The organism is Streptomyces sp. NPDC056161 (genome assembly GCF_042268025.1).
Classification (GTDB): domain Bacteria; phylum Actinomycetota; class Actinomycetes; order Streptomycetales; family Streptomycetaceae; genus Streptomyces.
The window spans coordinates 47931-59840 of the sequence record NZ_JBHJUV010000008.1; the positions used below are offsets into that span (position 1 = coordinate 47931).

12 protein-coding genes are annotated in these 11910 nt (G+C 72.4%); 6 read left to right on the top strand and 6 right to left on the bottom strand.

Annotation, left to right across the window (positions count from 1 at the left end; translation table 11 throughout):
* Positions 1 to 264: 264 nt before the first annotated feature.
* From ACFC09_RS09790 to ACFC09_RS09805, 4 genes are all read right to left on the bottom strand, one after another.
* A complete protein-coding gene (locus ACFC09_RS09790; RefSeq protein WP_376525419.1) occupies positions 265 to 684 on the bottom strand; it encodes an ArsR/SmtB family transcription factor in 420 nt (139 codons plus the stop codon).
* 140 nt (positions 685 to 824) lie between these two features.
* Positions 825 to 3344 carry an FtsX-like permease family protein gene (locus ACFC09_RS09795; RefSeq protein ID WP_376525420.1) on the bottom strand — a complete coding sequence of 840 codons (2520 nt, stop codon included), beginning with the start codon at positions 3342 to 3344 and terminating at the stop codon, positions 825 to 827.
* Positions 3345 to 3346: 2 nt separating this feature from the next.
* The gene (locus ACFC09_RS09800; RefSeq protein WP_376525421.1) at positions 3347 to 4105 is read right to left on the bottom strand and encodes an ABC transporter ATP-binding protein; all 759 of its coding nucleotides are present in this window, start codon (positions 4103 to 4105) and stop codon (positions 3347 to 3349) included.
* Positions 4102 to 4338 carry a hypothetical protein gene (locus tag ACFC09_RS09805; RefSeq protein WP_376525422.1) on the bottom strand — a complete coding sequence of 79 codons (237 nt, stop codon included), beginning with the start codon at positions 4336 to 4338 and terminating at the stop codon, positions 4102 to 4104. Before ACFC09_RS09805 ends, ACFC09_RS09800 begins: the two co-directional genes overlap by 4 nt.
* Before the next feature lie 209 nt (positions 4339 to 4547).
* Between ACFC09_RS09805 and ACFC09_RS09810 the strand changes: the two genes are divergently transcribed.
* Together ACFC09_RS09810 and ACFC09_RS09815 are read left to right on the top strand one after the other, a co-directional pair.
* Positions 4548 to 5873 carry a sensor histidine kinase gene (locus ACFC09_RS09810; RefSeq protein WP_376525423.1) on the top strand — a complete coding sequence of 442 codons (1326 nt, stop codon included), beginning with the start codon at positions 4548 to 4550 and terminating at the stop codon, positions 5871 to 5873.
* A 275-nt stretch (positions 5874 to 6148) separates the two neighbouring features.
* The gene (locus ACFC09_RS09815) at positions 6149 to 6808 is read left to right on the top strand and encodes a response regulator transcription factor (RefSeq protein WP_376525424.1); all 660 of its coding nucleotides are present in this window, start codon (positions 6149 to 6151) and stop codon (positions 6806 to 6808) included.
* A gap of 271 nt (positions 6809 to 7079) precedes the next feature.
* On the opposite strand, the gene ACFC09_RS09820 is transcribed toward ACFC09_RS09815, so the two are convergent.
* On the bottom strand, positions 7080 to 7781 hold the full coding sequence (locus ACFC09_RS09820; protein ID WP_376525425.1) for a DUF5324 family protein: 702 nt from the start codon (positions 7779 to 7781) through the stop codon (positions 7080 to 7082).
* Between the two features lie 332 nt (positions 7782 to 8113).
* Here ACFC09_RS09820 and ACFC09_RS09825 point away from each other — a divergent pair, with 332 nt between their 5' ends.
* Together ACFC09_RS09825 and ACFC09_RS09830 are read left to right on the top strand one after the other, a co-directional pair.
* Positions 8114 to 8647 (top strand): peptidylprolyl isomerase, encoded by a 534-nt coding sequence (locus ACFC09_RS09825; RefSeq protein WP_376525426.1) that lies wholly within the window; start codon positions 8114 to 8116, stop codon positions 8645 to 8647.
* A gap of 128 nt (positions 8648 to 8775) precedes the next feature.
* Positions 8776 to 9669: a rhomboid family intramembrane serine protease gene (locus ACFC09_RS09830; protein WP_376525427.1), complete on the top strand. Its 894-nt coding sequence runs from the start codon at positions 8776 to 8778 to the stop codon at positions 9667 to 9669.
* Positions 9670 to 9985: 316 nt separating this feature from the next.
* Here the strand turns inward: ACFC09_RS09830 and crgA are convergent, their stop codons facing one another.
* Positions 9986 to 10240: a cell division protein CrgA gene (crgA, locus tag ACFC09_RS09835; protein WP_376525428.1), complete on the bottom strand. Its 255-nt coding sequence runs from the start codon at positions 10238 to 10240 to the stop codon at positions 9986 to 9988.
* Positions 10241 to 10382: 142 nt separating this feature from the next.
* Between crgA and ACFC09_RS09840 the strand changes: the two genes are divergently transcribed.
* Both ACFC09_RS09840 and ACFC09_RS09845 read left to right on the top strand, forming a co-directional pair.
* On the top strand, positions 10383 to 11186 hold the full coding sequence (locus ACFC09_RS09840) for a DUF881 domain-containing protein (RefSeq protein WP_376525429.1): 804 nt from the start codon (positions 10383 to 10385) through the stop codon (positions 11184 to 11186).
* Positions 11187 to 11231: 45 nt separating this feature from the next.
* Positions 11232 to 11909, top strand: a complete 678-nt coding sequence (locus tag ACFC09_RS09845; RefSeq protein ID WP_376525430.1) for a class E sortase — start codon at positions 11232 to 11234, stop codon at positions 11907 to 11909.
* Position 11910: the final 1 nt, after the last annotated feature.

Below are 11910 nucleotides of genomic sequence, written 5' to 3' on the forward strand. Positions count from 1 at the left end.
TGCGGTAGGTCGGAAGAGGGTGCCGGGACCGGGTGGGGTGCAAGGAACGGGAGGGGCCGAGTGCGCGGGTGGGGCGGCGGGCCGGCACGAGTCGGGCGGCGGGCCGGCCCGGTGCGGGTCGGTCCGGTGTGGGTCGGCCGTTGGGGCAGCTCGGGGGACAGCCAGGGCGGCCGGGGCGCGGCGACGGCCCAGGGGAGTTCGCGGGCGGGGTGGTCAGTGTTCCGTGTCAGTCAGTGTTCCGTGCCGGTCGGTGTTCCGTGCCGGTCAGTGCTCCGTCGCGGGCTGCGGTGTCCGGATCCTTCTGACCGCGGCGCCCTCTTCCTGCGTCGCGTGCTCCGGCTGCCGTGCCGTCTCCGCTGCCGGGGCCGCGCCCGCGAGATCCGCCTCGTCCGCCGCCAGTACCGCGCTCTCCAGCAGCGCCCGCACCCGCGGACCCGCCGCCCGGTAGTAGATGCGCGTGCCGTCCCGCCGGGAGGCCACCAGCCCCAGGGAGCGCAGCTTGGCCAGGTGCTGCGAGGTGGCCGCGACATGGGCGCCGATCAGCTCGGCGAGCCGGCTGACCGGCAGTTCCCGCTCGCTCAGCGCCCACAGCAGCCGGTACCGCGACGGGTCGGCGACCGCCTTGAGCACCGCCACCGACCGCTCGGCCCGCTCCTCGTCCCAGGACGCTACTTGCGCTCTCATGCAAGTATGCTAACCGCTGCGGTGGACCGACGGCGTCGGAAGCGGCTCGCGGGACCGCCCGGCCCACCTGGCCGGTCCACCCTTCCCGGCCCCCGCTCCGCCCGGCCCGCCTGGCCGCCCGGCCCGCCCCTGCCCGTCCGTCAAGCGGTACGGATCGTCTCCGCGGGTGGGCGGCGCAGGGTGCGCCGAGTGGGGATTTCCACGGTGACGAAGGCCGTCATGGCGACCGTGACCGCCGTGGCGGGCAGCAGCCACAGCGGGCTCGTCGGCCAGGGGCGGCCGAGGAATCCCTGGCCCAGCAGGGCGAGCGGAACCGCCGACAGGAGCAGCCCGGCGGCGAGTGCCGACGTGGCGATCACCGCCGCCTCACGGCGCATCATCGACCGGATCTGCCGGGGCGTCGTACCCACCAGCCGCAGCGCCGCGATCTCCGTGCGCCGCTGGGCGGTGGCGGCGACCAGCTTGTTGGCGATGCTCAGCAGCAGGTAGGCGAGCAGCACCAGCACGGTGGCCAGGTTGATCCACACCTCCGGCGGGGTGTCGGCGCCGCCGTCCGCCGGACCGGCGCCGCTGAGGACCAGACCGGGCCGGGACTCGGCGAACCCCGTGAGGGCACGGTCTGCCGCAGCCGAGCCGTCCGTACGGACCAGGACGCTCGGCTGCGGCGCCGTCGTGGTGTGCCCGGCGGCGAGGTCGCGGGAGAGGACCACCGAGCCGAAGCCGAGCCCACGGCCGTACACGGCCACGACCCGGGCGACGACCGGCGTGCCGTCGCCGAGCACCAGCCGCACCCGGTCGCCGCGCTGCGCGCCACGGGAGCCGGCCACCTCGGTGTTCACGGCGACCGTGCGTCCGGTGAGCCCGGACACCGCGCCCTCGCGCACGTCCAGGTCCAGCACGCCCGCCGCGTCCGGGCCCAGGACCAGCGCCGACTCGGACTCGGTCTGCACGTCGCCGAACTGCTCGTACTGCCAGACCACCGTGGTCGTACCGACCGGTGCCGCCGCCCGCACACCCGGCAGCCGCCGTACGGCAGCGAGCGTCCCGTCGGTCACCGTGCCCTGCCCGGATGCGCTCAGCCGGTACTGCCCGAGGGTGCCGTCCCGGGTGTCGGCGGCGGTGGCGGCGAGCACGGTCGTCTGTGTCAGGGTGTACGTCAGGACGAACACGACCGCCATGGCCAGTGGGCTGACCACACCGGCGATCCGCTGGGCGTAGGCGCGGATGTTGGCCAGCGCCAGCCAGGTGGGCGCGGCGGTGCCGGGCCCCAGCCGCCGTACCGCCGCCGACCCGGCCCGTGCGACCAGGGCCGGCCCGGCCAGGGCCAGACCGATCGCCGAGACGATGCCCGCGAGCGAGGTGGCCGTGGCCCCGACCATCGTTCGCGCGAGCAGCGGCACCACCGACATGACGCCCGCGCCGACGATCAGCAGCAGACCGGCGTTGGTCCGCGCCCGCGAGGGCCGGCGCGGCTCGCTGCGCGACTCGGCGACCGCCTCCGTCGCCGCCATCCGCGAGGTCCGCCAGGCCGCGGCCCGCGCGGAGAGCCCGACGACCCCGAGCATCAGCAGCAGCGTCGCCACGGCGGGCAGCGGGCCGACGGCCAGCGGCAGGTCCGCGGAGAGCACTCCCCGGTCGGCCAGCAACTGCCGGAACTGTCCGGCCAGCAGATAGCCGAGAGCCACACCGGGCACCAGCGCCACGGCCGCGACCAGCGTCGACTGACCGGCCGCGAGCCGCCGGATCTGCTTCGGGGTCGCCCCGACCGCCCGCATCAGCGCCAGGTCACGGCGCTGCCCGGCGATGCACACGCCCAGCGCGCCCGCCGTGACGAACCCGGTGACCAGCAGCACGATCCCGGCGAGCGAACCCGCGAGCACGATCAGCAGCGAGCGCGACGCGTCCGCGCCCGGTGACACGGCCATGCCCACGTCCGCACCGGTACGGACCTTCAGCCCGCTGCCCGCGACCCGCTCGCGCACCGCGTCGGCGACCCGGTCGCGCGCCCCCGGCCGCGTCGTCAGACCGACCAGGTCGACCGTCCCCGCACGGCCCGCCAGGCGTACGGCCGTGGCGTCGGCGACGTAGACACCGGCGTCCGGCGCGGTCACCACCGCGGAGACCCGGTAGGCGGTGGCGGGCCGGTCACCGGCCAGCACCCGCACCGGGTCGCCGACGCCGACCCCGGCCGCACCGGCCAGCTCGGCGGACAACGCGATCTCACCGGAACCGGTGGGCGCCCGGCCCTCGACCCGCGCCGTCGCGAGCAGCCGGGTCGAGGACCAGCCGTGCCCGGCCGGACCGGGGTCCGCGGCCGGCACGACGCCGCCGTGGGGGCCGACGAGCGAAACGGGGAAACCGACGTCCCCGACCACCGCCGACACATCCGGCAGCACGGCCAGCCGGTCCACCAGCGCGGCCGGGACCCTGGCCCGTTCGGGCAGCGCGATCGGCAGGTCCCCCTCGGGGTGGAACTCCTGGTCGGCGCCGACCACCAGGTCCGCGCCCGCGAGCCGGCCCGGGGGCAGATGGGAGCGCAGACCGGTCTCGGCCAGTACGCCCGTGGTGGTGACCAGCGCCGCGCCGCCCAGCACGGCGCACGCCACGGCCAGCAGGGCGGCGATGCGGTGGGCGGCCATTCGGACCGCGAGGTGCAGCATGGCTAGCGCTCTCCCAACGCGACGAGACGGTCGGCGAGTCCGGGGGCGGTGGGTGCGTCCAGGGCGTCGACCACCCGGCCGTCGGCCATCACCAGCGCCCGGTGCGCGCGGGCCGCGGCCGCCGGGTCGTGGGTGACCATCACGACCGTCTGCCCCAGGTCGTCGACCAGTTCGCGCAGCAGGTCCAGCACCTGGTGGGCACTGCGCAGGTCGAGCGCCCCGGTCGGCTCGTCCGCGAAGACCACGGCGGGCCGGGCCGCGAGCGCCCGCACCACGGCGGCCCGCTGCTGCTGGCCGCCGGAGAGTTCGGCCGGGCGGTGTCCGAGCCGGTCGGCCAGCCCGACCCGCTCCACCAGGACCCGCAGCCAGTCCCGGTCGGGACGCCGGCCGGCCAGCCGCAACGGCAGCGTGATGTTGTCCTCGACGCTCAGTGAGGGGATGAGGTTGTACGCCTGGAACACGAAACCGACGCGCTCACGGCGCAGCTCGGTGCGACGGGTCTCGTTGAGCCCGGCTGTTTCGCGGCCGGCGATACGGACGCTGCCCGTGGTCGGGGTGTCCAGCCCGGCGGCACAGTGCATCAGCGTGCTCTTGCCGGAGCCCGACGGCCCCATCACGGCGAGGAACGTGCCGTGTCCGACGGTCAGCGAGACGTCGTCGAGGGCGCGCACGCCGCCGTCGTACGTCTTGGTCACGTGCTCCAGCGCGATGGCGGGGACGACCGGCGTGGCACGGACGGCGGGATCGGTCGTGGTGGTCATCGCCGACCCCGCAGCCGCAGCACCACGAGGCCGATGACGCTGGCCACGGTGACCAGGCCGCACGCCAGGCTCACGGCGGTGGTGACACCGGCCACCGAGGTCACCGTGTTGGCGGCGGCACTCAGCACCAGCAGCAGCCACAGCACGGTGCGGCCGACCCGCGGTGACCCGGGGCGCGGGCCGCCCTCCCGGGCGGGGGCGGCGGTGAGGCGATAGGGGTCGTTGTCCGGCATCCGGGGCTCCTCCAGGGGGCTCGCTCGGCGGCTTTCCGTCACTTCAGGACGCTACGGAGCGAGGGCCCCCGGGCCGATCCCGTGCGCAGCCCGGTCGGAGGTACAGCACACTGTACTTTCCGCCTGGGAACCCGCCGCCGGCCCGGCTCCCGTCGTAGGGTCGGCGGCGACCCGGGAGACGGACACGGGTGGTCACCGGGGAGGCAGGAATGAGTACGGACCGCACCACCACACCGGAGGCCACAGTCGGAGCCACGGCCGGAGCGCCCGGCCGGCCCGACCGGGCGACCCGGTCCGCGCGGCCCCTCAGAGAGATCACCGTACGGACCGCCCTCGCCGCCCTCGCCGCGGTCCAGCAGCTCGCCGGAGGACTCGGCACGGCACTGCTCGCGCTGGCCGTCCTGCTGTGGACCGTGCTCAGCGCGGTCACCGTGCCCGCCGGTGTGGGGCTGCTGCTCGCCCCCCTCGCGCTGCGCGCCCTGCACAAGCTCGCCCGCCGGGAACGCGAGCGGCTGAACCGCTGGGGTCCGGAGATCGTCGCACCCGACGCGTCCCCCACCGGACTGCGCGCCGCGCTCGCAGACCCCACCACCCGCCGCGAACTGCGCTGGCTGGTCCGGCACGCCACCCTGGGTCTGCTGCTGGGCCTGGCCGCAGTCCTGCTGCCGATCGCGGCCGTCCGGGACGCCAGCTTCCCGATCTGGTGGCGGTTCGCGCCCAGCGACGCCACCAGCACCTCGCTCGGATTCGGCGTCGCCCACTCCTGGACGGCAGCGGCCTCCGTGGCCCTCCTGGGGGTGGCCTGGGCCGCCATCATCCTGTGCCTGACGCCCGCGATGGCCCGGCTCCAGGCCCGGCCCGGCCGGGGCCTGCTCGCCGTCGGCCCGGACACCGACCTCTCGCTGCGCGTCGCCGAGCTGACCGCCACCCGCGCCGCCGCCCTGGACGCCCACGCCACCGAACTGCGCCGCATCGAGCGCTCGTTGCACGACGGCACCCAGAACCGGATCGTCACCGTGACCGTCCTGCTCGGCGCCGCCCGCCGGATGGTGGCCCGTGACCCCTCCGGCGCCGAGGAACTGCTGGAACGTGCCCAGACCGCCGCCGAACAGGCGCTCGCGGAGTTGCGCACGGTCTCCCGGAGCATCCTGCCGCCGGTGCTCGCCGACCGCGGACTCGCGGGCGCGCTGTCCGGCCTCGCCGCGAACTGTGCCGTGCCCTGCCGCGTCGATGTCGAGGCGCCACAGCGATGCGCCGCGTCCGTGGAGGCCACCGCCTATTTCGTCGTGGCCGAGGCGCTGACCAACATCGCCAAGCACAGCGGTGCCACCACGGCGGCGGTGACGGTGCGTGGCCGGGGCGGGCGGCTGTTCCTGCGGATCGAGGACGACGGCCGCGGCGGCGCGGACGAGGAGCGCGGCTCCGGGCTCACCGGCATCCGCCGTCGCATCGCCGCGCACGACGGTACGCTCACCGTGGCCAGCCCGCCGGGCGGACCCACCGTCCTCGAAGCGGATCTGCCCGTCGGATCCTGACCGTCGGCCCCTGTCACGCGGCAAGTGCCGTACGGACGGCGCCCGCGGGCAGAGAGCCGGTCGGGTCGGCCTCGACAGGCGGATCGCAGCGGCGGGGAAGACTGTCAGCCGCGACAGACGGACCGGAGCGGCGGGGAAGACCGGTCAGCCGCGACAGGCGGAGGCCGGCAGTGGCGGCAGAGACCGGTGAGCCCGGCCGGCTCACCGGCACCGGTGGCAGAGCGGACAGAGACCTGTGGAACGTGCCGGACGGACAGTGACCTGTGGAGCGTGACGTGCGGATCGTGATAGCCGAGGACGACCCGTTGCTGCGCGAGGGACTCGCCCTCCTGCTGCGGGCGGAGTCCCTCGACGTGGTGGCCACCGCGGACAACCCCGAGGACGTGCTGGACGCCATCGACCGGCACGAGCCCGACATCGCCATCCTCGACGTCCGGATGCCGCCCACCCACACCGACGAAGGCATCCGCGCGGCCGTCGAGGCCCGGCGCAGGCGGCCCGGCCTCGCCGTCCTCGTCCTGTCCGCCTACGTCGAGCAGTCCTTCGCCACCGAACTGCTCACCGGAGGCGTGGGCGGCCTCGGCTATCTGCTGAAGGAGCGCGTGGGGCGCGTCGAGGAATTCCTGGACGCGCTCGGACGGGTGGCCGACGGCGGCACCGCCATCGACCCCGAGGTCGTGGCCCAGTTGTTCACCCGGTCCCGTCAGGACACCCGGCTGGAACGGCTCAGCCCCCGCGAACGGGAGGTGCTCGCCCTGATGGCCGAGGGGCTGGGCAACGGCGCCATCGCCGAGCGGCTCGTGGTCACCGAAGGGGCCGTCCACAAGCACATCCGCAGCATCTTCGCCAAGCTCGACCTCGCCCCCACCGATCGGGTGGACCGGCGGGTGGCCGCCGTCCTCCACTACCTGGAGGACGCCCGCCGGCGGGCCTGACCACCCGATGTCGACCACCCGACGTCGACCACCCGATGTCGACCACCCGATGTTTCACGTGAAACACGGACCCGCCGGCGTCCGAGGGCAGCGGCCGTCCAAAGGCAGGGGACACCCGCAACGCGCACGGGCAGCGCAAGGAGCGACAGGCGCCACCCGCGACGGGCACAGGAGACCCCCGTGGCACACGGCGACGGGCGGGAGACCTAGAAGGCTGATCTCCCGCCGTACGGCGCCACACCGGACGCCGGGCGTTCGGACGTCCGGGCCGTCAGCGCTGGTCGTCGTCCCTGCGGGACTGCTCCTCGGCCTGCTTCGCCCGAACCTCGGGGTCCAGGGAGGCGTCGGGGCTGCCGTCCACCGAATGCAGCCGATGGGCCTCGGACACATCCGTCGCGGCGGGCGGTTCGACCAGCCAGTCGGGGTTGGTCTGGCTGTCCCACCACTTCCAGGCGGCGACGACGGCGCCGACCAGCACGCCGGCCACGGCCAGCACCTTCGCCGTCCGGCCGGCCTTCGCTCGCCGCTCGTGCTTGCGGACCAGCTTCTGGATCTCCTGGGGCGAGACCTGGCCACGCAGCGCGGCGAGCGCGGCGGCACTCCGTGCGGCGGCCTCGTCACGGACCGGTCCGGCCGCGGCCACGGCCTGCTCGATCCGCGGCCGTGAGTACTCGGCGGCCTGCCGGGCCGCCCGGCGGGTGCGTACGGCTGCGTCATGCGCCGCCTGGTCCATCTTCGGCGGCACATGGGCCCGCGCCAGTTCCAGACGCGGAGCGAGCCGGGCGCCGTACTGGACGCGGGCCTGTCCGGCGGCCTGCGACATCACGGGCGCCAGCCGTACGCGCGCCTCCTGTGCGTAGTGCGCGGCACGGTCCATGGCTGTGTCGGCGTAGGGCGCCACCACTTCCGCGGCGTGCAGCACGCTGTCCTTTGCCGAGCCGGTCGCGGCGCGCACGCTGTCGATGCGGGTCACGGGATCCTCCTTCTCGGTGGCGTACGGTATTTCGACTTTCCACCCTTTTCAGGATCATGCCTGCCCGCGCGCCCCGAAGCATGCGGGGCGGGCATACGGGTGCCGGTCCGCTCGATCAGGAGCAGAGCGCACGAAGCACAGGTTCCACTGAAGGGGAACTTGTCGTCGACGATGCCACGGATCGCTGCCGCATGCGCCTCGGGTCCGAGCGGACGGGAGCCGGTTTCCGCAAGCGATTCGTGGAGATGCCCGCCCGCACACCACCGCCGGGCGACGTGCGAGCCGAGCCGTGCGAGGATCGGAGAGTCACAGGAAACAACGGAAGGCAGATCGTGGCCGAGCAGCTTTACGCCACCCTGAAGACCAACCGCGGCGACATCGAGGTCCGGCTCTTTCCGAACCACGCGCCCAAGACGGTCAGGAACTTCGTCGAACTCGCCCAGGGCGAGCGGGAGTGGGAGCACCCGAAGACCGGCGTGAAGGGCAAGGACCGGCTCTACGACGGCACGATCTTCCACCGGGTCATCAGCGGCTTCATGATCCAGGGCGGCGACCCGCTCGGAACCGGCATCGGCGGCCCCGGCTACGAGTTCGAGGACGAGTTCCACCCGGACCTGTCCTTCAACAAGCCGTACCTGCTGGCCATGGCCAACGCCGGCCCCGGCACCAACGGCTCGCAGTTCTTCATCACGGTCCAGCCGACCACCTGGCTGAACCGGAAGCACACCATCTTCGGCGAGATCACCGACCCGGCCAGCCAGAAGGTCGTGGACGCCATCGCCGGTACCCCCACCAGCCGCCCCAACGACCGGCCGGTCAACGACGTCGTCCTGGAATCGGTCGTCGTCGAGAAGCGCCAGGGCTGAGCCGCGCCGTTTCGCCGCCACCGGTCCGCGCGCAGGCGCTCCGGTTCTGCCGCAGGGAACCAAACGCCCCGCTCGTCCGTAAGGATGGGCGGGGCGGTGCAGTGCCCGAAACCGACCGAGGGGACCCCATGGACCAGGCCACAGGCCGCGCGCAGGACGCCCAGAGCCTGCCCGTGTGCTACCGGCATCCGGACCGCGAGACCGGTATCCGCTGCACCCGCTGCGAGCGCCCGATCTGCCCGGAATGCATGGTCAGTGCCTCCGTGGGCTTCCAGTGCCCCGACTGTGTCCGTGGCGGTTCCGGCACCGGACAGCCCCCGGCCGCCGCTGCCCGGCCCCGCACCATCGCGGGCGGCACCGTGACGTCCGATCCCCGGCTGATCACCAAGGTCCTGATCGGCCTCAACCTGGCCCTCTTCCTGGTCCAGCAGGCGGTCGGCGACAGCTTCACCAACCGGCTGGAGCTGATCGGCCAGGCGTACGTCCCGGTCCTCGGCTCGGTCGAAGGCATCGCGGAAGGCCAGTACTACCGCCTGCTGACCGCGATGTTCCTGCACGCGAGCGTCGTCCACATCCTGTTCAACATGCTCAGCCTGTGGTGGATCGGCGGCCCGCTGGAAGCGGCCCTCGGCCGGGCCCGCTATGTGGCGCTCTACTTCGTCTCCGGACTGGCCGGCAGTGCCCTCAGCTATCTCCTCGCCGCGCCCAACCAGCCCTCGCTGGGTGCCTCCGGGGCGATCTTCGGACTGTTCGGCGCCACCGCCGTCCTGCTGCGCCGGCTCAACTACGACATGCGCCCGGTCATCGCCCTGCTGGTGATCAACCTGATCTTCACCTTCAGCCCCGGCTTCAACATCGCCTGGCAGGCGCACATCGGTGGCCTGGTGGCCGGCGTCATCACCGGTTACGCGATGGTGCACGCCCCGCGGAAGAACCGGGCGCTGATCCAGTACGGCGTCTGTGCCCTGGTGCTGGTGGTCGTCGTGGTCATGACCGTCGTCAGAACGACGCAGCTCACATGACCAGGGCGGACCGCTCCAGGTGAACGCGCCGCCTTGGTGCAGCTGATACCGAACCGTTGTCCACAGCCCGTGTCGAATCCTGTGCACAGTGTGCGGAACAAGTGAGCCCCCCGCCGCCCGGGTGCGTTTTCCCAGGTCGGACGGGGGGCGAACAAGTTTGCGGCGACCAGTAGGTCAGTCACACCGGCGTCAACACCCAGTGGGTTATCCACAGATCTTCAGACCTTTTCCCCAGGGGGTGTGGATGTCGACCCCGGGCCTGTGGATAACTCAGTGGATAGCCCTGGGTAGAGCCGTGTTCACCGGAGCGCGGCTCTTACTTCCACTGGGTGGAGACGCCGAACCCGGCCGCGATGAACGCGAAGCCGACCACGATGTTCCAGTTGTCCAGGGAATCGATCGGCAGCGACCCGTCGGTCACGTAGAAGACGACGATCCAGGCCAGACCGATGAGGAACATGGCCAGCATCACGGGTGCCACCCACGCGCGGTTGTTCAGCTTGATAGCCGCCGCCTGCCTCGCCGGTGGCGGCGTGTAGTCGGCCTTCTTGCGGATACGTGACTTCGGCACGAGGGTCTCTCCTGTCGATGCGCTGCGTGGCCGCGCAGGTAACTGGATCGGGCTCCGGAGCAGCGTACAAGGGGACGCTGAGTACTCCCCCGGGCGTCCGTTAGCGTAGTGGTTCCGCGGCGCCGAAGGAGATAAGGGTACGTTGAGCAATTCTGCCGACTCCCCAGGGAGGAGATCAACGGGTTCCCCGCAGGTCCGCGCGGATCGGCAGGCCGGCTCGCCGCGCCTGCGGCCGGTGCGGATCCTCACGGTGGGCGTGTTCGCCCTGGCCGGGCTCATCTTCTTCACCAGCTTCAACACGGCCAAGGGCACGGACATCCGCACGGACACCTCCCTGCTGAAGCTGTCCGACCTGATCCAGGAGCGCAGCCGCAAGAACAAGGAACTGGACGAGTCCAACGCGGGAGCGCACGACGAGATCGAGGCGCTGGCCGAGCGCGACGGCAGCAGCAAGGCGCAGGATCAGCGGCTCTCCGGGCTGGAGAAGGACACGGGCACCCAGAAGCTCACCGGCAAGGCGGTCACGGTGACGCTCAACGACGCCCCGCCCAACGCCACCGCCAGGCTCCCCGGCTACCCGGAGCCGCAGCCGGACTACCTCGTCATCCACCAGCAGGACCTGCAAGCCGTGGTGAACGCCCTGTGGCAGGGCGGCGCCGAAGGCATCAAGGTCATGGACCAGCGGCTGATCGCCACCAGCGCCGTGCGCTGCGTGGGCAACACGCTGATCCTCCAGGGCCGCGTCTACTCACCGCCGTACAAGATCACGGCGGTGGGCGATCGGGCGAAGCTGCGCAAGGCGCTCACCGATTCCCCGGCCATCCAGAACTACCTGGTGTACGTCAACGTCTACGGCCTCGGCTGGAAAGTCACCGACGACGGGGCGGTGACTCTGCCGGGTTACTCGGGCACAGTGGATCTGCACTACGCGAAACCCGTCGAGTAGAGGCCCGTCGATCAGTACCCGAGGGCGTCCGTACAGGAGCTGCCGGTGCGCGTGATCGTGAGAACCGTCAGCGAGCTGTGCATCACCGTCGGCGCCTTGATCGTTCTCTTCGTCGCGTACGTGCTGTTCTGGACCGGGGTGAAGGCCGACAGCGCCATGAGCGACCAGATCGACCGGCTCCAGCAGCAGTGGTCGCAGGGCGCCGTGCACGAGCCGGCGGACCCCGGAACCGCCACGAGCACCGCCCCGTACCGCGACGGCAGGGCTTTCGCGATCATGTACATCCCGCGGTTCGGTTTCACGTGGAACAAGCCGGTGCTGGAGGGCACCGGCACGGACGTCCTGAAGGAAGGACTGGGCCACTACGCGAGCACCGCTCAGCTCGGCGGGACGGGCAACTTCTCGGTCGCCGGGCACCGGCGCACCTACGGAGATCCGTTCAAGGACTTCCCCGAGCTGCGGCGCGGGGACGCGGTGGTGCTCACGGACGGGACCACTTGGTTCACCTATCGGATCGACAAAGGCCCCTACAAAACAGTTCCGACCGATGTCGCGGTGATCGACCCGGTGCCACGTATGTCCGGATACTCTCGTCCGGGCCACTATCTGACGCTGACCACGTGTGATCCCGAATGGGGCCACAGCCACCGGTTGATCGTCTGGGCGCACTTGGACTCCACACAGCCTGTGGAGGCAGGCAAACCGAAGGCGCTGCGCCGTTAGT

Bases quoted from the DNA above. Each gene is read 5' to 3' on its own strand.
- ACFC09_RS09790 (WP_376525419.1), bottom strand. From the start codon at position 684: ATGAGAGCGCAAGTAGCGTCCTGGGACGAGGAGCGGGCCGAGCGGTCG.
- ACFC09_RS09830 (WP_376525427.1), top strand. From the start codon at position 8,776: ATGGACCAGGCCACAGGCCGCGCGCAGGACGCCCAGAGCCTGCCCGTG.
- ACFC09_RS09795 (WP_376525420.1), bottom strand. From the start codon at position 3,344: ATGCTGCACCTCGCGGTCCGAATGGCCGCCCACCGCATCGCCGCCCTG.
- ACFC09_RS09810 (WP_376525423.1), top strand. From the start codon at position 4,548: ATGAGTACGGACCGCACCACCACACCGGAGGCCACAGTCGGAGCCACG.
- ACFC09_RS09800 (WP_376525421.1), bottom strand. From the start codon at position 4,105: ATGACCACCACGACCGATCCCGCCGTCCGTGCCACGCCGGTCGTCCCC.
- ACFC09_RS09805 (WP_376525422.1), bottom strand. From the start codon at position 4,338: ATGCCGGACAACGACCCCTATCGCCTCACCGCCGCCCCCGCCCGGGAG.